Origin of the sequence: Cytobacillus sp. FSL R5-0377, assembly GCF_038004385.1 — a bacterium.
In the GTDB taxonomy this organism is placed as follows: domain Bacteria; phylum Bacillota; class Bacilli; order Bacillales; family Cytobacillaceae; genus Cytobacillus.
In genome coordinates, this window is record NZ_JBBORA010000001.1 from 146300 (window position 1) to 171635 (window position 25336).

Here is a 25336-nt window from a genome sequence, read left to right on the forward strand (position 1 = left end):
ATTTTGTAACAGATTATTGGAAATCTATGATATTATACGTTTGAACTTGACAATACATATTTCACATATTTCCTGTAAATTTCTATAGATAGGGAGAGTTAGATGACAGATAACACCATTATCCGATTTAAATCGGTGACAAAAAAATATGATAATGACCCGCCTGTATTAAAAAATGTCAGCTTTGAAATTGAGCGCGGAAAGTTTTATACCCTTTTAGGTCCATCGGGCTGCGGAAAAACGACGATATTGCGGCTGATTGCCGGCTTTACTGAACCTTCTGAAGGGGATATCTATTTTAGTGGAAAAGTCATTAATCATGTTCCCGCAAACAAACGGCAAGTAAATACTGTTTTTCAGGATTATGCCCTGTTTCCTCATTTGAATGTATTTGAAAACATTGCATTTGGCCTAAAAATAAAAAAATTAAAGAAAACGGAGATCGAAAGGAAAGTAAAAGAAGCGCTAAGGTTTGTAAACCTTGAAGGATACGAAAACCGGGAAATTAAAGATATGTCAGGCGGGCAGCGCCAGCGTGTTGCCATCGCGAGAGCCATTGTCAATGAGCCTGAGGTCATTCTCCTGGATGAACCATTATCCGCACTTGACCTGAAGCTGCGCACCGAAATGCAGTATGAGCTAAGGGAGCTGCAGCGAAATCTTGGCATTACGTTTATTTTTGTCACACATGATCAGGAAGAAGCATTGGCCATGTCAGACGAAATTTTCGTGATTAACAGCGGAAGGATTGAGCAGAGTGGAACGCCTACTGATATTTATGATGAACCGATTAACCGCTTTGTAGCTGATTTTATCGGGGAATCCAATATTGTTGCAGGTACGATGATCAAGGATTATGAAGTTCGGTTTGCCGGGAAGTTATTTGAATGTGTTGACGGAGGCTTTGAGCCGAATGAAGAGGTTGAGATTGTGATCCGCCCGGAAGATCTCGCTATTACAGCCCCTGATGATGGGAAGCTGAAGGTTAAAGTTGACTCCCAGCTATTTAGGGGTGTCCATTATGAGATCAGCTGCTATGATAGCGACGGCAATGAGTGGCTCGTCCATTCAACTAAAAAGGCGACTGTCGGGGATGATATTGGCCTCCACTTCGACCCTGAAGCAATTCATGTCATGAGGCACGGGGAGACCGAAGAAGAATTTGATAAGCGCCTGGAAGCCTATGAAGAGGGAAGCCATGAGAACTAATTCCCGCAATTTTTATTTAATTCCTTATGTTCTTTGGATTGTGCTATTTGTTGTCACGCCTTTGCTGCTTGTCCTGTATTATTCGTTCTTTGATATTGAAGGGCACTTCACAATGGAGAATTATCGGAAGTTCTTTACGCCTGTTTATTTAAAAATGTCTCTAAGCTCCTTTTGGTATGCCTTTTTAATTACGTTATTTTCATTGCTGATCGCATATCCGACAGCGTATTTGCTTACGAAAACGAAGCATAAGCAGCTGTGGCTATTATTGATCATCCTGCCATCCTGGATTAATCTGCTTTTGAAGGCTTATGCTTTCCTTGGCATTTTCGGTACATATGGCGCTGCGAACAGCTTTCTGGAAGTGATGGGAATCGGCGGCAGACAGATTCTGTTTACTGATTTCAGTTTTATCTTTGTGTCGGTCTATATCTTTCTTCCTTTTATGATATTGCCGATATTTAATTCCTTAGATGAGCTGAATCCAACGCTTTTGGATGCTTCCAATGATTTGGGCGGTTCTTCCTGGGTAACATTCAAGCGTGTTATTTTTCCTTTGACACTGGATGGCGTGAAAGCAGGATGCCAGATTGTCTTTATCCCGGCATTATCATTATTCATGCTGACAAGACTGATTGCAGGGAACCGTGTCATTACACTTGGAACTGCGATTGAGCAGCATTTCCTTGTAACACAGGACTGGGGAATGGGCTCTACCATTGCCGTCTTCCTGATTATCGCCATGGTACTGATTATGGTGCTGACAGGCAGAAGAAAGCGGGGGATCCTATAATGAAAAAGAACAGGAAATGGCCGGCGTTTTATTTGGCTCTTATCTTTGTCATTCTATACGCCCCGATCTTTTATTTGATCTTTTATTCTTTTAACAGCGGAGGGACTATGTATCAGTTCGAAGGATTTACTTTGGATTGGTACCGGGAGCTGTTTAGTGATACACGATTGCTCATCATTGTTTTGAACACGGTTATTATTGCCCTTTTATCAGCAGCCATATCAACGATTGTTGGAGTCGCTGGGGCACTTGCCATTGCTTATGCACGAAAACGCAGAGTGAAAAACACGCTGCTCTCATTAAATAATGTGCTGATTGTCAGTCCGGATGTTATTATCGGTGCGTCGTTTTTAATTCTTTTTACGATGATCGGACTTAAGCTTGGCTTTATCTCTGTTTTACTGGCACACATCGCCTTTAGTGTTCCGATCGTTGTCCTGATGGTTTTGCCTAAAATTGAAGAGATGAGCACATCCATGATATATGCAGCCATGGATCTTGGGGCCAGCAGATTGGATGTACTGACAAAGGTCATTCTCCCTTATATCACTCCAGGGATATTCGCCGGCTTTTTTATGGCCCTGACCTATTCTCTCGATGATTTTGCCGTCACTTTCTTTGTTACAGGCAATGGCTTTACCACTTTGTCTGTTGAGATTTATTCTCTGGCAAGAAGGGGAGTTTCACTGAATATCAACGCTTTATCCGCCTTGCTATTCCTATTTACCATCATCCTGGTTACAGGCTATTACTTTATTACAAAGCGAAATGAGAAGCCGAATGGAATGGGGGTAAGGCAATGAAAAAGCTTATTCAGGCACTAGCGGCCGTATTAATCGTTTCAATCGCATTGCTGTACTTCGTTTCCAGTCTGAATTCCTCCCAGGGCTATACAAGCGGCAATACGCTGACCATTTTTAATTGGGGCGATTACATTGATGCAGACCTGGTGGATAAGTTCGAACAGGAAACAGGCATTAAAGTCATCTATGAAACCTTCGATTCCAATGAAGCGATGATGACGAAAATTGAACAGGGCGGCACAGCTTATGACATTGCTGTTCCTTCAGAATATGCTATTGAAAAAATGAAGGAAGAAGATCTGCTATTGCCGGTGGATCATACGAAAATTCCAAACCTGAAATATATTGATCCCCGTTTCATGGACCTGCCTTTTGATCCTAAGAATGAGTATTCGATTCCCTATTTCTGGGGCACAGTCGGCATTCTTTATAACACCGATATATTAGGTGATATAAAAATCACGAGCTGGAATGATTTATGGGACCCTGAATTAGAAAACCAGATTCTGCTGATTGATGGGGCACGAGAGGTAATGGGCATGGGGCTAAATAGTCTGCATTATTCTCTTAATGACAAAAATAAAGACCATTTAGTCGAGGCGAAAGAAAAGCTCGATCGTCTTACACCTAACATTAAAGCCATTGTTGGAGATGAAATCAGAATGCTGATGGAAAATGATGAAGCCGGAATTGGCGTAGTCTGGTCCGGTACAGCACAGGAGCTCATGTGGGAGAAGGATAATCTCGAATATGTTGTTCCGGAAGAAGGCTCCAATCTGTGGTTTGATAATATGGTCATCCCTAAGACTGCGAGAAACCCGGAAGCCGCACATAAGTTCATGAATTTCATCCTTGACCCGGAAAATGCGGCACAAAATACAGAATATGTTGGATATTCAACGCCAAATAAAGAGGCGCTGAAATATATGGATAAAGAAACCATTTCTGATGAACGTTTTTATCCTGATGAAGAAATGACAGCCCGTCTGGAGGTTTATGAAAACCTGGGAAAAAGAATGCTCGCTTATTATAATGAGCTTTTCCTTGAGTTTAAAATGCATAAAAAATAAAGTGAAACCTCGGGTCATCGGGGGTTTACTGACCGTTAGACTGCCAGGATATGCTCCTGGCATTTTTTTCATTGGAGTAAATTTAGGATACAGTATGGACGATGAGCCATAAATTAAAAGCTGCAATACCTATGCGGCTTGCAGCTTAAATGGTGTGTGTGAAAGTGGTCTAGTAGTGGTATAGGTGCCTGTCACCTATACAGGAGGCCGCCCACATTCCGGTCTGGTTAGTCCCGCAACGAAGCGATGTTAGAAGAGGTGGGCGGCCGTGAATATAGTATATGCAATGATCGAAAAATGGATGCAAACAAATAGTGCTTGAATTACGGAAGGCTTTGTTGAATTTTATTTTGCTTTTGCAGAATGGGTGTCCTGAACGTTTTTAACTGCCAGTTCATGGTTGAATGGGCATTCCACTTTATTAAAAGAGAGCCCGGAAGAAGTGCGGCATAATAAAATACTTCCTGAATAAAAATAGGGATCCCTTGCAAAACCTAACATTGTAACGGCGATAAAAAGTACGGCAATGTTTTTTCTTTTTACATTAAGGGTATTTATATTGTAAAAACGACAGGAAGGAAGGAAAGGCATGCTTTGGACTATTGCAGGTATTCTGCTTGTATTATGGATTCTGGGATTAATGTTTAAAATTGCAGGAGGCATCATTCATATACTGCTGGTAATCGCAGCGATTATCATTGTAGTAAACTTTATAAGAGGCCGTGCATCCGGCAGGGGATAAATGAAAAAAGCCTTCATTTTTATGGAGGCTTTTTTCATTGGTTTATTATTAAGTTTTGGGGTTTAGTTTTCCTTTATATGCTGTCTTTCAGTTCCGTTATGGAATGAAGGGCTCAGAACCTCTTCAGAAGAGTAAAATAAAGGAAGGGAAATCGTAAAGGTTGTTCCTTTGCCCGGTGTACTATCGATTAAATATTTTCCTTTCAATCGATTGATAATATCAAACGTTATCATCAGCCCTAAGCCAGTTCCTTTTGTTTTTGTCGAATAATAGGGCTGTCCGAGCATTTGAAGTGTTTCATTAGACATTCCGACACCTTCATCTTTAATTTGTATATCTGCAGTTGTATTTTTCTTGTAGGCTGAAATCTCCAGGATTCCTCCGCCAGGCATGGCTTCAATACTATTCTTCAATAAATTGATAAATAATTGTTTCATTTCATTTGGGTTACCAACAATATAGATGCCTTCAAAAATGCTTGCCTTTATTTCAACCTTTGTCATTAATGCATAAGGCCTCATAAAATCAGCCACTTCCAATAATAATTCTGAAAGATAAACCTTCCTTGCAGCTGCAGTATCCGGGCGTGCAAGTGAAAGAAAATCACTTATTATATGATTAGTTCTGTCAAGCTCTTCCAAAGAGACTTTAATAAACGTCTTTTGATTCGCAGTAAGATTTTTTTCATCCTTCATCATTTGCAAAAACCCTTTTACAGTGGTCATCGGATTTCTGATTTCATGGGCGACAGAAGCGGCCAGCTGACTGATTGCATTGATTTTTTCCGCATTTTTCACCTTTTGCATTATTTGTTCCTGAAGCAGATTCATTTCAACCAGATAAATGATCATGGAAAGAGTTATGATCGAAACTGCAGAAAACAATAATAAATAAACAGCGTCTTCGTTTATATCCCTTTGGAGGAAAATAACAAACCTCGTAATGGTGATGGGAAGATAGAATAATGCAGCTATACTGACTTTTTGTCCAAATGTACGGTTCTTATAAAATTTTCCCGCATAGAAAAAGAGAACGGAAATAATAGTGTAATTTATTAGCGCTATCCAGATATCTTCAGGTGAAAGGAACCCCTTTAAAGTAATTAATACAAATATTGTAAAAAATCCTGCAAACGAGCTAATATAAAAAAATGCGACAAAAATAGGAATAAATTTCAGATTAAAAAATTGGCCGCCCGTAATTTCTACTGGAAAAGTCATTGTCAGGAAAAGGGCCATTATTAAAACAGATAAAAACGGTACAGAAGTCTTCCATCGTCCACTCCACTGAGAAGAGATTTTATGAATAAAAGGAATCAGCATCATAATCAGAAAGTGAAATATCAGGTCAGCAATAAAATCATACAAAAGTACCATTCCTCCATTTTTTATCTATATTAATAATTAAACAAAAGAGAGGAAGAATCCTTTATATAAAAGCATTTATTTACTTTTGTATTCAAAATAATTGGCATCCTTAACATTACCCTAATATATTTCCGATGTCCTATTATCATAAAAAAACCGGCCCTCAGAGGACCGGTTTCACATTACGCTATGACCAATTCAGTTTTTAATTCTCCTGCAATTTCCTGTACTTCACTGCCTTCGAGTGTTTCCTTCTCAAGAAGGGCCTCTACCAGGACTTTAAATTGCGGCTGGTGATTCGCAATAATTAACTCGCATCTTTCCAATGCTTTCTGGAAAAGATCCTGCATTTTGGCTTCTTTTTGGCCTTTGTTGAAAGTAAGCTCAAATCCGTTATCAAGTAACCCCGTATCAACCATTTGCTCGATGATATGCTTCGCTTGTTTAACATCGCCGCTTACCCCAATGCTGTGTTCGCCAAGTATCATTCGTTCTGCTACCCCGCCAGCGAGAATCATGGCTACCTGGTCAAGAAGTTCACTTGTTGTTGATAAATGAAGTTCTTTTTGAATAGGAGCTACATACCCAAGTGCTTCGCCACGCGGAATGATGGTTGCTTTCCGGACGGAACCCGGTTTTGTTAAAGCAGCCACTAAAGCATGGCCAGCTTCATGAATGGCAACCCGCTGCTTCGTTCCGGCATCCTGTAAAGCCCGGGTGGTGGTTCCCAGGATAGTGCGGTCAAGCGCATAATCCAAATCTTCTTTTGAGATAATCTCCTGGCCGTTCCGGACAGCTCTGCGGCTTGCCGTTTCGAACAGGGAATGAAGATCAGCACCTGAAAAACCGGAAGTGCTTTCTGCCAGATCGCCAAGAGTTGTCATGACATCTTCAGCCAGCAGCCTATTTCGTGTATGAATATTTATGATCTCTCTCCGGCCCTTAGTATCAGGAAGAGGGACATTGAAAGAAAAGTCAATCCGTCCAGGACGAAGGAAGGCTTCGTCAAGCATATCCTTCCGGTTCGTGGCGGCAATAAATAATATTCCGTCATTGGAGTGTCCGCCGTCCAGCTGGACCAGCAGTTCAGTTAACGTTTTTTCACTTTCTTCTCCGCCATGCTGCTTTCTTCGTCCTGCAAGTGCATCTACTTCGTCAATAAAGACGACAGCAGGAGAATACTTCCTGGCATTTTGGAAAAGGTTTCTGACTCGGGATGCTCCTACACCGACAAATAATTCATTAAACCCGGAACCGCTTGTTGAGAAAAATGTGGCTCCCAATTCCTTGGCGATTGCCTGAGCCAGCAATGTTTTTCCCGTTCCGGGAGGTCCGTATAAAAGAATCCCTTTCGGAGGCTTAATGCCCATTTTTAATGAGCGCTCCGGTTCTTTTAAAATCGAAAGAGTCTGCATAATTTCCTCTTTCATTTCATCTTGAATTCCGCCTACATCTTCAAGCGAAATGGCAGGAAGGGCTTTAGGCTTGGATACACTTTGCTTCATTGTATTTGTTGCGCCCATTCCGCCTTTTCCTGACTTAAACAGGTAAATTCCTATGGCAATGAACAAAAGGACTATGCCGCCAAGTATCCAAGGTGTATAGGGCCCTGTGGCTGCGAATGTATATTGAATATTATAGGTTTCTACTAATTTATCAACCATATCACTGTTGGGAGGCACATGAGAGATGTACTCGCCATCAGGAGCTGTGATCAGCAGTTTCCCATTTTTATATTCCTGTACTGTAACAATCTTTCCATCCTGGGAGGCAATAATTTTTTCCACAGAAGAAAACGGGACTGTCACATCCTTATTTCCTGCTTGTACGGTCCAAATAACCGCCGCCAAAATCACCGTGACTACCAATGCAATAGTTATAATCGTCGAAGGCTTCTTTAAAAGTGATTTCAACCAATTCCCTCCTCATTGAACATACCTACATTATAAGAAATTAAAATTGTTAATAAAAGGGCTTAACTCTTTTTAAACATTGTAAATTATGGAAAAATAATATCCTTCATTAGAAAGTGTGCTACAACAGCGTTCATAGGGTTAATAAATGTGAAAGATATGTGACAGGGGGGAAGTCTAGTACAAACCATTTTATTGGAAACTGAATGTGAAATAGTGAATAATAAAAGCGGATAAGCGATTTCTGTTGATAAAAATATTGAAATATATAGGGGAAAAAGGTGTTAAAATGGCTCAGCAGGACTTTACAAAAGGAAATATTTTTAAACAGCTCTTGTTGTTCTCAACTCCCATAATGCTCACTAATCTCCTGCAGGTTTCCTATCAATTTATTGATAGTCTGTGGGTTGGGAATCTGCTGGGAGCTGATGCATTGGGGGCTGTTGCAATTTCAGGCACTGTAATCTTTACAGTACTTTCATTTATCATTGGAATAAACAATGCGGCATTAACGATTCTATCCCAGCAAAAAGGCGGAGATCAGGCAGAGGGGCTTAAGCGTTATTTAAATGCCTTTACCGTCATACAGACCATTTTGTCGGTTGTTCTTGGAATAGCCGGATTCCTGCTTGCGGAAAGAATTCTGGCCTTCATGGGCACACCTGCCGTAATGGCCGGAGAGGCTGCATCGTATTTGCAGATTAACTTCATTGGTATTTTGTTTTTATTCGGGTATAACTTTATAGGAACTGTACTAAGAGCACTCGGAGACAGCAAAAGCCCCCTGTACTTTGTGCTGATAGCTGTCGTGTTAAATGCAATTCTCGATCCTCTTTTTATATCAGTATTTCAGCTTGGCATTGATGGGGCCGCCTATGCAACCATCCTTTCACAGGGAGTCGCCTTTTTGATCGGCATGATATTCATACTCCGCAAAAAGCTGGCGCCATTTACAATTCCATCTTGGCCTCACAAAGAGGAGGCCGTGCTGATCTTCAAGCTTGGCATTCCTTCAGGACTCCAAATGACTGTCATATCGGCTGGCGTTATGGCTATTATGTCTGTCGTTACTTCTTTTGGGAGTGACGTCGTTGCAGGGTTTGGTGCAGCACAGCGGATCGACAGTATCATAATGCTTCCTGCCATGGCATTGGGGACTGCAGTCAATAGTATGGCTGGTCAAAATATAGGAGGAAATCGATGGGAACGGGTACATCAAATAGCGTTGTACGGAGTCCTCTACAATCTTGCCATCATGTTTATCATTGCTTTGGGGACGTTCCTATTTGCAGAGTATGGGGTGCACCTGTTTATACAGGATAAAGAATCAGTACACTATGGCACTGAATATTTGAAAATCATTGCTTTTTTCTATCCTCTCCTGGGCATTAATTTTGTATTGAATGGTGTGGTAAGAGCCTCAGGCGCCATGTTTCAAGTTCTTATCCTCAATATCATTTCATTCTGGATCCTCCGATATCCTTTAACTTATCTATTTTCAAAGTATATAGGGGATAAGGGAATTGCAGCAGGAATGGGGATCAGTTTTGGCATTAGCAGTGTTATTGCCTTTATGTATTATCGAAAAGGCAAGTGGGATAAACAAAATATTTTTGGAGAGGAGGAGTAATTTCTTTTCACCATTAATTCTTTCATATATACTAAAAGCGAATAATTCAATAACGTGCCACAAGGGGAGCATATCGCTGAGAGTGAACAGCCCGCTGTTCTGACCCTTTGAACCTGTTAGTTAATGCTAGCGCAGGAATGTGGAATAAAAGGCAGTTGCACTATTCTGTCTGCTTATTCTCCCTTGGGGTATCGTCTCGAGACTAAAGGGGGATTTTTTTATGAAGAAATTAAGCTTAATCGCAATGATAGAGGCTTCATTTTTTGCAGCATTCGCTATCATTCTTGATCTTCTGCCATCTATCAAGCTGTCGCCATCCATTTCTATATCTGTGGCGATGATTCCGATTTTTATTCTGGCCTTTAGAAGAGGATTTAAAGTCAGCTTTATTGCAGGACTCTTATGGGGGATACTGCAGATCGCCATGGGAGATGCCTGGATTGCCACTCCGCTTCAGGCATTTATTGAGTATTTTGTTGCATTTGCTTGTATCGGTTTTGCCGGCTTGTTTTATCGTGTTATTCAAAATCAGCTGCGCACCGGCAGCAGGAAGAAAGCGCTTGGCTGGGTAGTCGTGGCAGTATTTATCGGAAGCTTCGCCCGGTATTTCTGGCATTTTATAGCAGGTGTTCTTTTCTTCGGAAGCTATGCGCCAAAAGGGATGTCGCCGGTTCTTTTTTCCTTCCTGGCTAACGGGGCTACCATGCTTGGAGCGGCCATTCTCTGCTCAATCGCGGCCGTGTTCATTATTTCGTCGGCACCAAGATTAATTATTCAAAAATCGGATGAAGGCCTTCAATCTCACAAAAGTGCCTCCTGATAACTCCTTTGATATATTTCCACGAATTCGATAAGAGCTTTATTCAGCAGACTAATTTACATAGTGATTGGTCTGCTTTTTTATTGTCAAATGGATTAAACTTTCCAATTCAAGATATTTGGAAAATTCATGTAATATTATAGTTTGTGAGTGAGATTCTTTATAAGGGAGTAAATAAAATGAAAAAAAGACCTGAACCAATAGAAGCTGCCGTCCAATTTGTTGAAAGACATTTTCCAAATTGTCAGGGAGCTTTATTGGCTGGGAGTGTTGTTCGTGGACAAGCAACTGAAACATCTGATTTAGATCTTGTCATTTTTGATGATAATTTAGTTTCTTCTTATCGTGAATCGGTCATTGAGTTTGGCTGGAATATTGAACTATTTGTACATAATTTAACGTCTTATCGTTTCTTTTTTGAAAGTGATTGTAAAGAAGCAAAACCTTCTATGCCAAGAATGGTTAGTGAAGGGAAGATACTAAAAGATACAGGTCTTATAGCAGGCATAAAGAAAGAAGCGAAAGAACTGCTGGAACAAGGACCAAAAGCATGATCAAAAAAAACCATCGATTTGAAGAGATATTTCATCACAGATGCACTAGATGATTTAATCGGATGCCAAAACAGAGGAGAAGGAATTTTTATTGCAAGTAAACTCGGGGAGTTAGTGGGTGAGTTCATACTTCGCAGTAATCGTAAATGGATTGGATCATCTAAATGGCTTGTTCGTTCATTAGTTCACCACGACAAAGAACTTGCAGACGAATTCGTTGAAGCATTTGATTCGTTTTATAAAACAAATAACATTGAAAAGATAGTTATCCTGATTGATAAAGTGCTTGAACCCTTTGGCGGGAGGCTATTTGAAGGGTTTACTTTAGGTAAAAAGTAAATCTGATTACTATGCTGCAGAATATAATTATAATTAAATGATATTTCCAAAGTTTTTTTGATATATTAGGAAATTGCTTCTGAATAATGGGTATATTACTCAAAAAAGGGGAGTGAAGACCTTGTCCAATACTTTGCAGGGAAATATCATAACTGGCGTATTTGATGCGGAAACCAGTGCTTTTGAGATTCAAAAAGTAAAAAGCTTCAATACCCAGTCGGTCCTCAACAAACATCAATGTGAAACTCTGTATAATTATCTTACCCTTCATGAAGAAGATGAGGGAGGGCAAATAATTACACTTTACGATCAAATGCCGCTTATGCTGACCCGTCAGGAAATTTGCAGTCTAAAGGAAGATTTGGAGAACATTAAAAACCTATATCAGTAGAAAAACGCTCTGCAGCCTATGCAGGGCGTTTTTTATTGAAAAATAATTTTGACAAATTCGTGACAAAAAGTTTGACAAATTTGTGAACATAGTTAGAATATTAAATAAAAGGGGATGAAAATATGACAATTCAACAGCAGCGCGTTTTGCATTTTTTCCGAAATAGTACAGCAGCAGGTATTGTAATAGGATTTATTGTTTTTATTTCAAGCTTTTTTGTAAGCGGTATCACTGGTGAGTATGTATTATCCATCGGTTTAAGTATTATGGTTTCGTCTATGCTGCTGTTCGGATTCGGGTTTTTTATCAATGTGATGGAAGAAATGACAAAGGGAAGCAAGGGAATCAGACAATACAAATAAAACCGGCCTCCAACGGGGAGACCGGTTTTTTTGTACTGTCTTGCTCCAGCGCCTGCACCCTCGAGGTAAAGGTGCTTTGGGAGGATGGGCATGTGCTGATTTAATGTGCAGCGTGTCCAGAAGTTAAGACCCAGATAGAACCCACTACAATAACAATAACCATAAATACCGCATAAATCATATTGACTAAGTTTGTCTTGCCGTCTTCACCTTCTCTTAAGTGCATGAACATGAACAGCTGCATTCCTGCCTGAACGACAGCCAGGGAGCCAATGATCCACATAATCACTTTAAAAGAGAGGTTTGTATATAAAGCAATTCCTGCTGCTGCAAAAGTCAGCACAAGAGAAACAATAAATCCAATGACATGGCTTATCGGGAAGCTTTTTGATTGATGATGTTCCATTTAAGCCACCAGTCCTTTCAGATAAACAAATGTGAAGATAAAGATCCAGACTACATCAAGGAAATGCCAGTAAAGGCCGATAATAAACGTTTTTCTTGCTGTAGTAGGGGTAAGGCCTCTTTTTAAAAGCTGGATAATAACCATAGTAGCCCAGCCAATACCCAATGTAACGTGGGCACCGTGTGTTCCAAGCAAAACGAATAAGCTCGAAAGGAACGCACTAGTTTGCATCGTTGCGCCTTCATGGGCATAATGGACAAATTCATTGATTTCCATGAACAGGAAGCCTGCGCCAAGAGCAAGGGTAATCACCAGCCAGGTGATTAGCCCTTTCAGGTTATGGCGGCGCATTTCAAAAATGGCGATGCCCATTGTAAAGCTGCTTGTTAAAAGGAGGACTGTCTGAATCATGACATCCTTGATGACAAAGATATCCTTATGTGTTGGTCCTCCAGCAAAGCGTTCATATAATACACCGTATACTCCGAACAGAGTGGCAAATAGAACGATTTCAGCGCCAAGGAAAACCCAGAAGCCGAGAATATTCATGCGGTCCTGCTCAGTCTGATATTCAAGGGGCAGGGAAGTATCCACTTTAGCTGACATGATCGTGCACCTCTCCTTCTGTTTTTCTCCACGCATTTTCAATTCGATGGATTTCATCTTTTTTAACATGGAAGCCTTCATTGTAATCGAATGAACGGATGATTAAACCGGCGAAAATGCCGATCGCAGCGACTGCTGCACCAATGTGCCATTCAAATACAAGGAGGAAGCCTGCGATGCCAAAGATGACACCCATATAAATCGGCAGCCAAGAATTGCTTGGCATATGAATCTCTTCAATTTCACTGTCATATAACGTTAAGCCTTCATTCTTTTTCTTCATGTGCCAGAATGGATCAAGGGATTTGACTTCCGGCAGTTTAGCAAAGTTATAGAATTGAACAGGCGATGCAGTAGACCATTCTAATGTTCTAGCATCCCATGGGTCGCTTGAAATATTTCTGTCTGCATAGCGGATGCTCCAGTAAATGTTGTAGCAGAATACCGCGAATCCGGCTGCCAGAACGATTGAACCAATGGCTGAAAGCATGAATAGAGGTGCAAAACCAGACTCGGCAGAGTACGTGTATGCACGTCTTACAGCTCCGTTTAAACCAAGGAAGAACATAGGCATGAATGTTACGTTAAAGCCGATTACAAACAGCCAGAAATGCCATTTGCCGATTCTTTCATTCAGCATGAAGCCGAACATTTTTGGCCACCAGTAGTAAAGACCGGCGAATACCGCAAATACTACACCCGGAATTAATACATAGTGGAAGTGGGCAACAAGGAATAATGTATTGTGATACTGGTAATCTGCTGCACCCATTGCCAGCATGACACCGGTAACCCCGCCGATAACGAAGCATGGGACAAATGCAAGTGCCCAAAGCATGGCAGAAGTAATTTTAATGCGGCCTTTCCGCATCGTAAACAGCCAGTTGAACATCTTAACTCCGGTCGGTATGGCTATTGCCATTGTCGTGATGGAGAAGAATGAGTTAACCGCAGGTCCTGATCCCATTGTATAGAAATGGTGGACCCATACAACCATACTTAGAAGCGCAATTCCAAGGATGGAAAATACCATTGACTTGTAGCCAAACAATGATTTTCTTGAGAAGGTCGCAATAACCTCTGAAAAAATCCCGAAAGCAGGAAGGGCAACAATATATACCTCTGGATGGCCCCATAGCCAGAACAGGTTAGCCCAAAGCATATCCATGCCTCCGCCGGATACCGTGAAGAAATGTGTTCCATACAGACGGTCGAATGTCATCAATGCCAATGCGACTGTGAAAATAGGGAACGCAGCCACAATCAGAATTGATGTAACAAAAGTAGTCCACGTGAACATCGGCATTTTCATCAGTGTCATGCCTTTTGTTCTCATTTTCAGTATCGTAACGATAAAGTTTATACCTGTCATTAATGTACCGATACCGGCAATCTGCAGGGCGACGGCGTAAAAGTTATTGCCGATTCCCGGACTGAACTCCTTGCCTGCAAGAGGGAAGTAGGAAGTCCAGCCTGCATCAGGCGATCCTCCAATGACAAAGGAAATATTGAATAACATAGCTCCGCTGAAAAACAGCCAGAAGCTTAGAGCATTCAGCTGTGGAAAGGCAACGTCACGTGCACCAATCTGCAGCGGAATGACAACGTTCATTAATCCAATCAAGAACGGCATAGCCATGAAGAGAATCATGATAACGCCGTGTGTTGTAAAGATTTCATTATAGTGCTGGGAATTCAAAAATTCCATTTCAGGCCGCGCAGTCTGAGCTTTCATCAGCAGGCCGTCCATCCCGCCGCGGAAAAACATTAATACCGCGGAGATGATATACATAATACCTATTTTTTTATGATCAACAGTAGTCAGCCATTCTGTCCACAGATACTTCCATTTTTTCAAATAGGTAATCCCTGCCACTGCACCAATCATTGTCAGCAAAATGGCAATCTGGGAACCTAGTATAAGGGGATCTCCGGTAATAAAAAACTCATCCCATTTAATGCCCACTATGGCCACCTCCATGGTTTTCTTCACTGTCATCATGGCCGCTGTCTTTGCCATGACCTTCAATTACATTCGGGTTCTCATTTTTGTAATTATCGTCTTCTTCAAATGTCTTGCCCTGGTATCCATGGCCTCTGTAAAGTTCAGGGTTTGTATAAGCCTTAGAGTGAGGATCAGCATGATTTACCCATTCTAAATGAGTATTTGAATATGTCAGTCTTCCTAAATGAGTAGGCTTCAGCAGTCCTTCATACTCTTTCTCTGTCAATTTAGGTGCTGTATCCTTAACATCTTCAACCCATTGGTCAAAATCTTCCTGTGTTTGGGCAAGCACTTCAAATTTCATATCCGCATATCCGCGGCCGTTAAAGTTCGTGTTCTGGCCTTCGTATGATCCAGGGTTATCTGCAACAAGATACAATTCTGTTTCCATCTTCGGCATGGTGTACTTCTGTCCGCCAAGTGCAGGCACCCAAAAAGATTGCATGGTACTTGCGGAAGTCATTTTGAAGAGTACTGGCCTATCTTCGGGAATATTGACATAGTTCACTGTCTCAATGCCTTCTTCGGGATAACTGAAAATCCATTTCCAGTCAGCAGATGTAACATGTATGGTAATAGGCTCTTTTTCTTCATAGCCCTTTGGTGTTTCTTCCAGCGCATAAAGGGTTTTAACGGTCGGGATCGTTAACGCAATGACGATTAAGATCGGAATCCCGGTCCAGATAATTTCAAGGAGTGTACTCCCATGCTCCTCGGGTGGTTCATAATCCTTATTCTCAGGTTTTTCACGGTATTTCCAAACAATGTAGCCGAATAATCCAAATACGACTGCAACAACAAGAAGCATCCAGATCAGGGACCAGTTAATTAATTCAGTAATGCTTCTGGCTACAGGACCCTGCGGTTCAAAAACAACCATATTACAGCCGCTGAGCAAAAGCATCGGCAATATAGCTGTTAGAGAGAGCAGCATTTTTTTCATCTGATGTTTCATCTCCTTTAAACAAAACTATTGTTAAATAATTCACAAATAATGTGCGCAATTTCACAAAGATGTCAAAAAAATATATTGCTGGCAAAATTGCACATCCCTGAAACCTTTATTTAACTTAGTTATCACTGTGTAAATGATATTAACATAAGCAAATGTGAAAAGTTGTGACAAATATCAAAAGGAAATATATGTAAGAACTTTGAACCGCTTTTTATTTTCTATAAATAGCAATATAACAACGGTTCTGCTGCATTATCGAACTTTTGAACAACTTTTGAACTTTTTTTATGAAATTTTCACCATGGCTGTTTTCGTATATTTTGTTGCTATTTGTATTATAATTACTGAGATAATTAGAGCGGGGGTAGCGGGCCAGGTGAGGCCCCGCAGACGCGCAGCGCCGAGGAGCCTTAGGCGCAAGCCTCGCGGAAAAGGAGCATCCTTAGCGGCCAACAACGGACAACACTATAAGCAGAAAACAAAAATTAATACGAAAAGAAAAGAGCCTTCAATAATAAAGGAAGATATACAAAAAAGGTGACTCTTCGGACAGAAAAGGATTTTTCATAACAGGAAAATGATTTTGATTAAAAGCCTGTAAGTGCTCTTTCTTATTTATTGAAAAATACAGAATACTGCAGTAACATAAAGTAAAATTAGATAGAGACAGGGTGAGGACATGATTGATTTAAGAAGCGATACAGTCACAAAGCCGACTGAAGCAATGAGAAAAGCGGCTTATGAAGCTGAAGTTGGAGATGATGTTTATGGAGAGGACCCTTCAATAAATATACTGGAGGAAAAAGCTGCTGAAGTGCTTGGAAAAGAAGCGGCACTTTTCGTAACAAGCGGAACACAAGGAAACCAGATTGCCATATTAACACATTGCCGTCCTGGCAATGAAATAATCCTCGAGGCAGAAAGCCATATATTTTACTATGAAAGCGGAGCTCCATCTGCATTCGCCGGTGTACAGACCAGAACGTTAAACGGGACAAGAGGGGCCATGAATCCCGCTGACTTGGAGTTTGCCATCAGGGGAGAGGATCAGCATTTTCCTGAAACTGGCTTAATTTGCCTTGAAAATACCCATAATCGAGCAGGCGGTGCCGTGATTCCCATTGATAATATGAAAGATATTCATCGTATCGCAAATTCCAATGACATTCCCGTACATATAGATGGAGCACGATTATTCAATGCCGCTGCAGCACTGAACCTCCCGGCTTCTGAATTAGCAAAGCATTGCGACACTGTCCAGGTATGCCTATCCAAAGGGCTGGGTGCTCCGGTCGGATCCATACTGGCAGGAAACAGAGATTTTATAACAGCCGCGAGAAAATGGCGCAAAAGACTTGGCGGGGGACTAAGGCAGGCTGGCATCATAGCGGCTCCCGGAATTATTGCTTTAACACAAATGAGAGAACGTTTGGCTGAGGACCATGAAAATGCCCAATATCTTGCACAGCAACTAGGCCAAATCAATGGGATTGAAATCGTAAATCAGGTAGATACAAATATCATTGTGGCCGATGTAAAAAACCTTAAGATGAATTCATCGGAATTTGTTGAAAAATTAAAAGCCCAAGGAGTTCTATCTGGAACTTTTGGACCTAGTTATGTGCGTTTCGTTACTCACTATGATGTGAACAGAAACCAGCTTGAACAAGCAATAACAGCCATTCAAAAAACAGCAGCACAAACTGTTTAATATGACAAACGCATGTCTTCCGGCATGCGTTTTTTTATTTCTGCACACGTGATAATTGGAGCAGGGGGGCAAGAGAACCATTTGTATTTTTTTTACTCAAATCAGGAGTGCTGACCCGAAGATGAAAACAAGGAGAAGACCCATCCATTAGACTGCCTTGATCTGATAACCACAAAGCTTAACGAAACTTGATTTAATAATATCCCTGCTGAGTAACAACAATGTAATGTCCGGTGTGCAAATGACTCTGATGCCAAACACTGTGAAAGGGGTATCCCTGATGGATAGCCTGCCACCAGGGCCCATATTGGATCTGCGGATATCCGTAGTAATGCGCACCATTCATGCCTGTAATGATATATTGCCTCAAAGCTGTTTCCTCCTTGTCATTTTTAAAAATAATCTATGCAAAAGCTTTTAATGTGGCTCTTGAAGATTTCTCTAATTTTCCACCTATACTTTAGGTCTTAATCCGTATGATAAAAAAGTAAAACTAACACTTTTTAAAGGAGAATAAGACCATGCTATTAAAGAAAAGTTTCTTTATTGGTGCTTTCCTGATTCTAACTCTTGCAGCATGTAATAATTCGCAGCAGGGAATGGATACAGGGGAGTTAACCGGGGATGACCTTCAAGAAATTAGCCAGCCTAATAATGTGAATGTGGATAGGGAAAGACGGGGAACAGCTCCGCTTGAACTGCAAAAAGTAAATAATGGGTACCTCACAATTGACCCGAACTCTTACAGTACTTCCACTCCAAGCGGGGAATTTCCTCATAGTCAAGTAACAGAAGATGGCGGAATGCCACTCATTCAGTTTGGAGAAGGCAATCAGCAAAATGAAGGAATACAAGGCGGACCGGCTGGGGATCAACCTGCACAGCCATTTAACCAAGAGGGCCAGCAGCCTCAGGCACCTGGAGAACCCCCCCCACAGGAAGGGACCGGACAGGCTCCTCAAGGACAAAATGAACAGGCACCAGCAGCTCAAAATGATGAGGTAAACAATTTTGAATCAAAAGTAATTCAATTAACCAATGCAGAACGGGAGAAGAATGGCCTAAAAGCTTTAAAGGCAGATAAACCCCTAAGCGGTGTTGCACAGGCGAAATCAAACGATATGCAGCAGAAAAATTACTTTTCCCATACAAGTCCTACTTATGGTTCACCATTTGATATGATGAGGGATTTTGGGGTAAACTATAGCACCGCCGGTGAAAACATTGCGATGGGACAGCAGAGTCCCGAACAAGTGGTTCAAGCATGGATGGAAAGTGAAGGGCATCGGAAAAATATTTTAAACGGCAGCTTTACACATATTGGCGTAGGTTATACAGAGGACGGATCTTATTGGACACAAATGTTCACAGCAAAATAAAGGAAATCGGCTTATTAGCCGATTTCCTTTTTATTGATTATAGGTTCAAGCTGACTCTTTATATCATCAAGCAGTTGATGGATGGTCATTTCTGTATCAGTTTGCCCTTTATCAAGGGCAGATTCCAATAGCTTTTCAAAATCACTAAAGTTAGATTTCATAATAGACACCTTCAAGCAGCAATGTATTTTATGACTCTATACCCTTTTAAGATTTTTTAAAACTCACTATATCCTATTATCCTGCCAGCTGAGGCGTGAGAAAAATGAACAATCATTCAATTACTTTTTGTCTAAATGATTGATATCCCGTAAAGCCGGGTATTTATAATTAATAATATTTCTCAACTGCCCCCATACCTGTCAACTGAACAGCGAATAGTATATCAGGAAAGAAATCATAGATTGCTATATTGGAGGGTCTGGTTATGAGATTGGTGCAAATGGATATTGATCAGCTATTGGAAGCCACATCGGAAATTGCCGAAGAAGATCTTGGCCATATGATCAGACAGGTGGAAATTGATCATTTATTAGAACGTACCCAGGATTGGTAATATATATGGAACTCCCCCAAGCCAGGAGCTGAGGGGGAGTTTTTATGCTGAAAAATTATTTTTTTGTGAATGATTCTTTAACCGAAAAGACTTCCTGGAAGATAGGACTACGCCGATAATCACAATTCCACCGCCAATTACCTGATAAAAATACAATTTTTCCTGTGTAAACCCCAGCGCGAAGATAATTGCAAAAACAGGAAGAAGATTCAGAAATACCCCTGCTTTAGCCGCTCCGATTATTCGAACTCCAAAATTCCACGATAGAAAAGCCATAATGGAAGCTAAAAACCCAACATACAGCAAGATTCCTATGGAGGAAAGAGTGAAGACTGGTTTTGCCGCTTCCATCCAAATGTATTCAAACATGCTTATAGGTGCCAAAAGTAAAATACCAAGAAATACGGTTACATAAAAAGCCGACAGCAAAGGCAAGATGTCTGCATATTTTTTGCCGATCACAGAATACAATGCCCACAGAAAAACCGCTGCCAAAACGTAAAAATCACCGGCATTTATTTTCCATGAAAGAAACACATCAATTGACCCCTTTGAAATGACAAATAAAATGCCAAAGACGGACAGGATGATTCCGGCTGCCTGATGTGCCAGAAGCTTTTCTCTTAAAATAAATACAGCCAGCAGCGCGATACATAAGGGGCTTGTACTATTGACCACCGACGCATTAATCGAGGTGGTGTACTGCAGTGCAAAATAGATGATCGTATTGTAGCCGGCAACACCCGTCACAGCTAAAAGCAGCAGGATTCGCTTATGTTTTTTTAAAATAGCCAAATCATGCTTAAGCTGCTTTATCATAAAAGGGGTTAACACCAGAAAGGCAATGATCCAGCGCATAAGGGAAAAGAAAACAGGCGGGAAATAATCGACACCCATTCTCCCTATAACAAAATTACCTCCCCATATCATATTCGCTAATATCAGCAATAGAAAACCGTTCATTTTGTTTCTCTCATCCAGCAACCATGAAAACCTTCTTCCTTAATTGTAATAAATAAAATTTTACCCTTATCATCAAGAAAATTCATTCATTTCGGAAAAGTTTTTCTTGAAAAATTTGTAACTATTGGAAAAGGCAACGCGTCAACTTACTTAAAAAGGGGTGTCAATTATGAAAAATAAATGGCTTCTGTTTGGCGGCATCACAATAACATTACTAATCCTGACGTCGTTTCCTTTCTTTAACAGATTAACAATAGTCAGTTCTTTGGCAGAAAGTAAGGAAGAATTAATTGTTTTATCCAATAAAGTATGGGAGGTAACGTTTTCAAAGGAACTTGATCCAGAAAGTGTTAGCAGTGCTTCAGTTTATGTTCTGAATGACGAGGGAGAAAAAGAGAAGGTAAAAATTTTACTCAAAAACAGTCTTAAATCCATAGAAGTTCAGCCGCCCGATGAAGGATATAACCTTCATTCACCGCATTATACATTGGTCATCACAAATCATATTAAAACAAAGAGAGGACAAAATCTAAATGGATCAGTAAAAACAGCCTTTAAAGTAATAAATACATTGCCGGCAATCGGTTCAAAAGATGAATTGAACAGGTTTTTTTCAAAAATGCTTAAAGAAGAAAGGACTTTCCTATTAGACAGGGAAGTGGCAATAAGTGAGGATAGCAGTGCAAAGAGTTCAGCAGAGTCCGCAGGGACAGATTATTCGGGAACAAATGTGCAGGTTTCAGGTATCGATGAAGCCGATTTACTAAAAACAGACGGAACCCACATCTACAAAATCTCCGAAAATAAAGTTCAGATTATCAAAGCTGTTCCGGCAGATAAAATGGAAATGGAATCTCAGTTAACCTTCAGTGAGGATTTTACTCCCTTTCAGTTATTTATTGAAGACAATCAATTAATCGTTATGGGCCACAGTTATAAAGATGTTCGAAAACACATTAGAAATGTGCCTTCAGAAAAAATGATTGCACCTGCATACCAATCCACCAAAACAATTGTTTATAATATCGAAAATAAACAAAAGCCAAAACAAATCAGAGAGGCAGAGGTTGAGGGCAGCCTGCTTGCTTCGAGGCTAATGGATGGAAAAGTATATTTAATTACAAGCTATTATCCCGAATATTGGATATTGGAGAAACATAAAAATGCAGACCTGCGCCCCCGCTACTATGATACTGCCCAAAGCATGGAAGAGCAGTTTGTAGATTACAATAAGATAAAATATTTTCCCGATTCCCATCAAGCAAATTATATTAATATAGCTGTGATGAATGTAAGAGCCAACAGGGAGCCATTATCTGTCTCTAGCTATTTAGGCAGCGGAAATGAATTTTATATGTCCAAACATAATCTATATTTAGCAGCCACCCATTACAATGAAGAGATTGCAGACAGAAAGATGCCGCATCCGGATACGAGCATATATAAGTTCAATCTAAAAGACGGAAAGGTAGAATTCCAGACTTCTGCGGAAATAAAAGGAACCGTTTTAAATCAGTTTTCAATGGATGAATATAAAGGAAACTTCAGGGTCGTAACAACTAAAGGGGAAGCCTGGGATGTCAGAAACCCTTCATCCAATAGCCTTTACATTTTGGATAAGAATTTAAAACAGATCGGCCAGCTTGAAGACCTGGCAAAAGGGGAGAGAATTTATTCTGCAAGATTTATGAATGAGCGGATTTATATGGTGACATTCAAGGAAACCGATCCTCTCTTTGTTATTGATGGCTCAAATCCGGAAAAACCTTCTATTCTCGGAGAATTAAAAATTCCGGGCTTCAGCAATTACCTGCACCCCCTGGATGAAAACCATCTCATAGGCTTTGGACATGATACAAAAATTGCCGGAGGAAAAGCAGCTGGCGGCCAGCCTGTAATTACCACGGACGGTATTAAAATCTCTTTATTCGATGTAAGTGATACTAGTAATCCTGTCGAAAAAGATAACGAAATCATCGGGGGACGCGGTACCTATTCCCCTTTAAATTACGATCACAAAGCGCTGCTTGTGGATAAAAAGAAAAATCTATATGGACTCCCCATTTCGATCTATCAAAATAAAAAAGGCAGCCAGTTTGAATCCACATTTGACTTCCAGGGTGCGTTAATATACAAAATTACTGTCGAGAACGGGATCGAGCTCCAAAGTAAAATTACCCATCAGACAGAAGAAACAATCTATGAAGAATGGGAAAATGCAATCGAAAGGCTTATTTATATCGGTGACTACATTTATAGCATATCTCCTGGAAAAATTAATGCCTATCATACAGATGCTTTCCAAAAAGCAGGAGAACTGAAGTTAAATTAAACTAAGAGAACTGGCCTTACGGCTGGTTCTTTTTCTGATTGATTGCAGAGGAAGGCAGGAGATCCTCGAATATACATACACATTTTATTTAGGAGGGAGACACCTTATATATAGCGAAAATCTGAAAAAGTTGATTCAATCCACATGAAAGACGCCTCTTCTTCAAACAATCTGCTCCAATACACATAATATTGAAAGGTAAAGAACAGCACTTTATACAAAAAAAGCTTTTCATATATAGAAATTAATACCGGAAAACCATTTCCATATTTTTGAATAACTTTATAATTAAACGGCTATTATAAAGTTTATAGTATATAAATATAATTTTCCTAAATGGCTGGTGAGTTTATGAACGGCAGCAGTATTCCTAAATTAATATCGTCCGAAATGGCCATGCTTTGGAATACCTATATAGCAGATACAGCAGCAGTCTGTTGTATAAAGCACTACATTAAAACAAATGAAGACCCGGATGTCCTGCCGGTATTGAACTACGCGCTAACTATCGCGAAGGATCACATAGACGAAATTGCCTCACTCTTTAAGATGGAGGAATTTCCCTTACCTGATGGATTTAATGAGGAAGACCTGTACATTGACGCTCCTAAATTATTCTCAGACATAACCTATCTAAGATTCATGCATCATTTAGGAAGAACCGGATTGAATGCCTACTCACTTGCTAAATCAGTCTCCGCTAGAGAAGACGTGCGCAGCATGTTTAAAAAATACTATGAACAAACCGAAAAATTATTTGATATGGCGTCTGAAGCTATGCAGGAAAAGGGCTTCTTCATTCGATCACCCTATATTGAATATCCTAAGAAGGTAAAGTATGTTTCAGACCATCAATTCCTTGGTGGAATTATTGGAAAGAAGCGTCAGCTGCTGGCCATCGAAATTGCCCACCTGGGCACGAATATTGAGCTCTCGAATATTGCCAAAACCATGCTTTTAGCTTTCAGCCAGGTAGCTCAGGAAAAAATGATAAGCAATTACTTCAAAAAAGGCTATGACATGAGCCTGGAGCATGTTGAATATTTCCTCCACGTGTTAAAAAATGACGATGTATCCTATCCAAGCACATGGGATGGGTCGATTACAGACTCTACGAAGGCACCTTTTTCGGATAAATTAATGATGTTTCTCATTTCAAGTATAACAGCGGTAGGGGTAATGGACTTCGGAATAGCCATCGGCGCAAGTGTCCGAAAAGACCTGGCTATCCAATATGCTAAAATGATGATCAAGGCCGGTAATTTTGCTGACGATGGAGCAAAATTGATGATCGACAACGGCTGGCTGGAAAAACCGCCTCAATCCCTTAATAGGGAAGAACTCAGAAATAAATAAGGATGAAGCATTCTTTCCTAAGGAATGCTTCTTTTTTATGAGTGCCTGCTGGAAAATTGGGGTAATAGAATACTAGCTTACAAAATAAAGAAGGAGATGAAACTGAATGTGTAAATGGATGCTTGCTTTTACCGCATGCATGATGCTGACAGCCTGCAGCGGGGGAGAAGAGAAAAAAGATGAAGCCGCAAAGAAAGAAAACAGCAGCCAGGAATATAATGAAGCTACTAACACCGAAGGGGAAAAAAAGCCACTCTCAATTGCCGAGCTGGATGAACGTATTGATGAGGGTATGAATATAGATACCTACTCTGCGGAAGTACAGTCATGGTCTGAAAAGGGCCAGCTGGAAATGAAAGAAACAGTAGTCGTTGAAGATGAAAATACCTCATCAGCAGATATTCTTCAGCTTGCTGATGGATTTTTAGGTGTTGCATATGATGAAAAAGAAGTGACAAAAGTAAAAATGTTCCAGTCAGCAGAGCATGCAAAAGAATATTTTGAATCACTTTAATAAATGTGGGACCTTCCGGACGGAAGGTCCTTTTTTCATTCTGGACTGTTTACCATAATTGCTGCAACCTGCATTAATCGATCATAGAAAAGGACAGAAGCAGGATTTTGTTCAAGACCAGTCGCCTTAAAGGCCTCCTTCATACAGGCAAGCCATCTTTGCGCTCTTAATGAGGTAATTTCAAATGGAAGATGTCTTTGCTTCATGGCCGGCGGACCGAACTCCTGGCTGTAAAGTGGCGGTCCTCCAAGAAATTGGGTTAGAAACATTTTTTGTTTTCGCTTAATTTCCTCTATGTCTCCTTCAAATAGGGGACTTAAAACGGGATCTGCATACACACGCGGATAAAACGCCTCAACAAGTTTGTCTATAGTTTCAGTTCCGCCTAATTCTTCAAATAGTGTTTTAAACTCTTGCACGTTTTTTCACCTGCTCGTAATCCATTATTTTAATACAAGTATATACTACTTACCTTACATAAAATGTGATATAAATCACAGTAAAATTTTATTGAAACCTTGTTTCGATTAGCACGTATATATTAAGAAAGCATTTGAAAG

At 40.4% G+C, this 25336-nt stretch carries 27 protein-coding genes and 1 riboswitch; of the genes, 17 read left to right on the forward strand and 10 right to left on the reverse strand.

The window, feature by feature from the left end:
• Positions 1-102: 102 nt before the first annotated feature.
• The 5 genes from NSQ49_RS00745 (at position 103) to NSQ49_RS00765 (ending at position 4617) form a co-directional block, all read left to right on the forward strand.
• A complete protein-coding gene (locus NSQ49_RS00745; protein WP_159868201.1) occupies positions 103-1209 on the forward strand; it encodes an ABC transporter ATP-binding protein in 1107 nt (368 codons plus the stop codon).
• Positions 1199-2002, forward strand: coding sequence for an ABC transporter permease (locus NSQ49_RS00750; RefSeq protein WP_251283019.1), 804 nt, complete (start codon positions 1199-1201; stop codon positions 2000-2002). Before NSQ49_RS00745 ends, NSQ49_RS00750 begins: the two co-directional genes overlap by 11 nt.
• Positions 2002-2805: an ABC transporter permease gene (locus tag NSQ49_RS00755; RefSeq protein ID WP_251283020.1), complete on the forward strand. Its 804-nt coding sequence runs from the start codon at positions 2002-2004 to the stop codon at positions 2803-2805. The genes NSQ49_RS00750 and NSQ49_RS00755 overlap by 1 nt, the downstream gene beginning before the upstream one ends.
• A complete protein-coding gene (locus NSQ49_RS00760) occupies positions 2802-3875 on the forward strand; it encodes an ABC transporter substrate-binding protein (RefSeq protein WP_251283021.1) in 1074 nt (357 codons plus the stop codon). The genes NSQ49_RS00755 and NSQ49_RS00760 overlap by 4 nt, the downstream gene beginning before the upstream one ends.
• Positions 3876-4464: 589 nt before the next feature.
• Entirely contained in the window at positions 4465-4617 is a 153-nt protein-coding gene (locus tag NSQ49_RS00765) for a lmo0937 family membrane protein (protein ID WP_159868213.1), read from the forward strand.
• A 62-nt stretch (positions 4618-4679) separates the two neighbouring features.
• Here the strand turns inward: NSQ49_RS00765 and NSQ49_RS00770 are convergent, their stop codons facing one another.
• Complete coding sequence (locus NSQ49_RS00770; RefSeq protein WP_251283022.1) at positions 4680-5984, reverse strand: ATP-binding protein; 1305 nt, start codon at positions 5982-5984, stop codon at positions 4680-4682.
• Positions 5985-6166: 182 nt separating this feature from the next.
• Entirely contained in the window at positions 6167-7897 is a 1731-nt protein-coding gene (locus tag NSQ49_RS00775; RefSeq protein ID WP_251283023.1) for an AAA family ATPase, read from the reverse strand.
• A 289-nt stretch (positions 7898-8186) separates the two neighbouring features.
• On the opposite strand from NSQ49_RS00775, the gene NSQ49_RS00780 reads away from it, so the two are divergent.
• From NSQ49_RS00780 to NSQ49_RS00805, 6 genes are all read left to right on the forward strand, one after another.
• Positions 8187-9527: an MATE family efflux transporter gene (locus tag NSQ49_RS00780; protein WP_251283048.1), complete on the forward strand. Its 1341-nt coding sequence runs from the start codon at positions 8187-8189 to the stop codon at positions 9525-9527.
• A gap of 52 nt (positions 9528-9579) precedes the next feature.
• A riboswitch (TPP riboswitch) is annotated at positions 9580-9682 on the forward strand.
• Positions 9683-9747: 65 nt separating this feature from the next.
• Positions 9748-10347, forward strand: coding sequence for an energy-coupled thiamine transporter ThiT (thiT, locus tag NSQ49_RS00785; RefSeq protein ID WP_159868219.1), 600 nt, complete (start codon positions 9748-9750; stop codon positions 10345-10347).
• A 179-nt stretch (positions 10348-10526) separates the two neighbouring features.
• Positions 10527-10901, forward strand: a complete 375-nt coding sequence (locus NSQ49_RS00790) for a nucleotidyltransferase domain-containing protein (RefSeq protein WP_311315882.1) — start codon at positions 10527-10529, stop codon at positions 10899-10901.
• Positions 10902-10919: 18 nt separating this feature from the next.
• A complete protein-coding gene (locus NSQ49_RS00795) occupies positions 10920-11240 on the forward strand; it encodes a nucleotidyltransferase (protein WP_311315883.1) in 321 nt (106 codons plus the stop codon).
• Positions 11241-11352: 112 nt separating this feature from the next.
• A complete protein-coding gene (locus NSQ49_RS00800) occupies positions 11353-11631 on the forward strand; it encodes a hypothetical protein (protein ID WP_236566290.1) in 279 nt (92 codons plus the stop codon).
• A 122-nt stretch (positions 11632-11753) separates the two neighbouring features.
• On the forward strand, positions 11754-11993 hold the full coding sequence (locus NSQ49_RS00805) for a hypothetical protein (RefSeq protein ID WP_159868228.1): 240 nt from the start codon (positions 11754-11756) through the stop codon (positions 11991-11993).
• A gap of 100 nt (positions 11994-12093) precedes the next feature.
• Here the strand turns inward: NSQ49_RS00805 and qoxD are convergent, their stop codons facing one another.
• Genes qoxD through qoxA form a run of 4 tightly spaced genes read right to left on the reverse strand, consistent with a single transcriptional unit; the run spans position 12094 to position 15953 of the window.
• Positions 12094-12399, reverse strand: coding sequence for a cytochrome aa3 quinol oxidase subunit IV (gene qoxD / locus NSQ49_RS00810; protein WP_159868231.1), 306 nt, complete (start codon positions 12397-12399; stop codon positions 12094-12096).
• Entirely contained in the window at positions 12400-13005 is a 606-nt protein-coding gene (qoxC, locus tag NSQ49_RS00815; RefSeq protein WP_076262280.1) for a cytochrome aa3 quinol oxidase subunit III, read from the reverse strand.
• Entirely contained in the window at positions 12995-14971 is a 1977-nt protein-coding gene (qoxB, locus tag NSQ49_RS00820; RefSeq protein WP_159868234.1) for a cytochrome aa3 quinol oxidase subunit I, read from the reverse strand. The genes qoxC and qoxB overlap by 11 nt, the downstream gene beginning before the upstream one ends.
• A complete protein-coding gene (gene qoxA / locus NSQ49_RS00825) occupies positions 14961-15953 on the reverse strand; it encodes a cytochrome aa3 quinol oxidase subunit II (protein ID WP_159868237.1) in 993 nt (330 codons plus the stop codon). Before qoxA ends, qoxB begins: the two co-directional genes overlap by 11 nt.
• 691 nt (positions 15954-16644) lie before the next feature.
• Between qoxA and ltaE the strand changes: the two genes are divergently transcribed.
• Positions 16645-17676 (forward strand): low-specificity L-threonine aldolase, encoded by a 1032-nt coding sequence (gene ltaE, locus NSQ49_RS00830; RefSeq protein ID WP_159868240.1) that lies wholly within the window; start codon positions 16645-16647, stop codon positions 17674-17676.
• A gap of 193 nt (positions 17677-17869) precedes the next feature.
• On the opposite strand, the gene NSQ49_RS00835 is transcribed toward ltaE, so the two are convergent.
• Positions 17870-18046 carry a hypothetical protein gene (locus NSQ49_RS00835; protein WP_159868243.1) on the reverse strand — a complete coding sequence of 59 codons (177 nt, stop codon included), beginning with the start codon at positions 18044-18046 and terminating at the stop codon, positions 17870-17872.
• A 151-nt stretch (positions 18047-18197) separates the two neighbouring features.
• On the opposite strand from NSQ49_RS00835, the gene NSQ49_RS00840 reads away from it, so the two are divergent.
• Positions 18198-19055: a CAP domain-containing protein gene (locus tag NSQ49_RS00840; protein ID WP_251283024.1), complete on the forward strand. Its 858-nt coding sequence runs from the start codon at positions 18198-18200 to the stop codon at positions 19053-19055.
• Positions 19056-19069: 14 nt separating this feature from the next.
• Here NSQ49_RS00840 and NSQ49_RS00845 read toward each other — a convergent pair whose 3' ends face one another.
• Positions 19070-19216 (reverse strand): hypothetical protein, encoded by a 147-nt coding sequence (locus NSQ49_RS00845; protein ID WP_201306579.1) that lies wholly within the window; start codon positions 19214-19216, stop codon positions 19070-19072.
• A 266-nt stretch (positions 19217-19482) separates the two neighbouring features.
• On the opposite strand from NSQ49_RS00845, the gene NSQ49_RS00850 reads away from it, so the two are divergent.
• Entirely contained in the window at positions 19483-19611 is a 129-nt protein-coding gene (locus tag NSQ49_RS00850; protein WP_268891677.1) for a hypothetical protein, read from the forward strand.
• Positions 19612-19653: 42 nt separating this feature from the next.
• On the opposite strand, the gene NSQ49_RS00855 is transcribed toward NSQ49_RS00850, so the two are convergent.
• Complete coding sequence (locus NSQ49_RS00855; protein ID WP_236566291.1) at positions 19654-20574, reverse strand: DMT family transporter; 921 nt, start codon at positions 20572-20574, stop codon at positions 19654-19656.
• A 169-nt stretch (positions 20575-20743) separates the two neighbouring features.
• Here NSQ49_RS00855 and NSQ49_RS00860 point away from each other — a divergent pair, with 169 nt between their 5' ends.
• The 3 genes from NSQ49_RS00860 to NSQ49_RS00870 all read left to right on the forward strand — a co-directional run bounded on the left by NSQ49_RS00860 (position 20744) and on the right by NSQ49_RS00870 (position 24776).
• Complete coding sequence (locus tag NSQ49_RS00860; protein ID WP_251283025.1) at positions 20744-22906, forward strand: beta-propeller domain-containing protein; 2163 nt, start codon at positions 20744-20746, stop codon at positions 22904-22906.
• 351 nt (positions 22907-23257) lie between these two features.
• On the forward strand, positions 23258-24262 hold the full coding sequence (locus NSQ49_RS00865; protein ID WP_251283026.1) for a DUF3231 family protein: 1005 nt from the start codon (positions 23258-23260) through the stop codon (positions 24260-24262).
• 106 nt (positions 24263-24368) lie between these two features.
• A complete protein-coding gene (locus NSQ49_RS00870) occupies positions 24369-24776 on the forward strand; it encodes a hypothetical protein (RefSeq protein WP_159868257.1) in 408 nt (135 codons plus the stop codon).
• A gap of 35 nt (positions 24777-24811) precedes the next feature.
• On the opposite strand, the gene NSQ49_RS00875 is transcribed toward NSQ49_RS00870, so the two are convergent.
• Positions 24812-25195: a globin domain-containing protein gene (locus NSQ49_RS00875; protein WP_159868260.1), complete on the reverse strand. Its 384-nt coding sequence runs from the start codon at positions 25193-25195 to the stop codon at positions 24812-24814.
• Between the last annotated feature and the right edge of the window lie 141 nt (positions 25196-25336).

Excerpts from the sequence above, each read along its gene's own strand:
- qoxD (WP_159868231.1), bottom strand. The coding sequence starts at position 12,399 with ATGGAACATCATCAATCAAAAAGCTTCCCGATAAGCCATGTCATTGGA.
- NSQ49_RS00870 (WP_159868257.1), top strand. The coding sequence starts at position 24,369 with ATGTGTAAATGGATGCTTGCTTTTACCGCATGCATGATGCTGACAGCC.
- NSQ49_RS00750 (WP_251283019.1), top strand. The coding sequence starts at position 1,199 with ATGAGAACTAATTCCCGCAATTTTTATTTAATTCCTTATGTTCTTTGG.
- NSQ49_RS00805 (WP_159868228.1), top strand. The coding sequence starts at position 11,754 with ATGACAATTCAACAGCAGCGCGTTTTGCATTTTTTCCGAAATAGTACA.
- NSQ49_RS00745 (WP_159868201.1), top strand. The coding sequence starts at position 103 with ATGACAGATAACACCATTATCCGATTTAAATCGGTGACAAAAAAATAT.
- NSQ49_RS00765 (WP_159868213.1), top strand. The coding sequence starts at position 4,465 with ATGCTTTGGACTATTGCAGGTATTCTGCTTGTATTATGGATTCTGGGA.
- NSQ49_RS00755 (WP_251283020.1), top strand. The coding sequence starts at position 2,002 with ATGAAAAAGAACAGGAAATGGCCGGCGTTTTATTTGGCTCTTATCTTT.
- NSQ49_RS00790 (WP_311315882.1), top strand. The coding sequence starts at position 10,527 with ATGAAAAAAAGACCTGAACCAATAGAAGCTGCCGTCCAATTTGTTGAA.
- NSQ49_RS00855 (WP_236566291.1), bottom strand. The coding sequence starts at position 20,574 with ATGAACGGTTTTCTATTGCTGATATTAGCGAATATGATATGGGGAGGT.
- NSQ49_RS00850 (WP_268891677.1), top strand. The coding sequence starts at position 19,483 with ATGAGATTGGTGCAAATGGATATTGATCAGCTATTGGAAGCCACATCG.
- NSQ49_RS00760 (WP_251283021.1), top strand. The coding sequence starts at position 2,802 with ATGAAAAAGCTTATTCAGGCACTAGCGGCCGTATTAATCGTTTCAATC.
- qoxA (WP_159868237.1), bottom strand. The coding sequence starts at position 15,953 with ATGAAAAAAATGCTGCTCTCTCTAACAGCTATATTGCCGATGCTTTTG.
- NSQ49_RS00865 (WP_251283026.1), top strand. The coding sequence starts at position 23,258 with ATGAACGGCAGCAGTATTCCTAAATTAATATCGTCCGAAATGGCCATG.
- NSQ49_RS00860 (WP_251283025.1), top strand. The coding sequence starts at position 20,744 with ATGAAAAATAAATGGCTTCTGTTTGGCGGCATCACAATAACATTACTA.
- NSQ49_RS00840 (WP_251283024.1), top strand. The coding sequence starts at position 18,198 with ATGCTATTAAAGAAAAGTTTCTTTATTGGTGCTTTCCTGATTCTAACT.
- NSQ49_RS00780 (WP_251283048.1), top strand. The coding sequence starts at position 8,187 with ATGGCTCAGCAGGACTTTACAAAAGGAAATATTTTTAAACAGCTCTTG.
- ltaE (WP_159868240.1), top strand. The coding sequence starts at position 16,645 with ATGATTGATTTAAGAAGCGATACAGTCACAAAGCCGACTGAAGCAATG.
- thiT (WP_159868219.1), top strand. The coding sequence starts at position 9,748 with ATGAAGAAATTAAGCTTAATCGCAATGATAGAGGCTTCATTTTTTGCA.
- qoxC (WP_076262280.1), bottom strand. The coding sequence starts at position 13,005 with ATGTCAGCTAAAGTGGATACTTCCCTGCCCCTTGAATATCAGACTGAG.
- NSQ49_RS00845 (WP_201306579.1), bottom strand. The coding sequence starts at position 19,216 with ATGAAATCTAACTTTAGTGATTTTGAAAAGCTATTGGAATCTGCCCTT.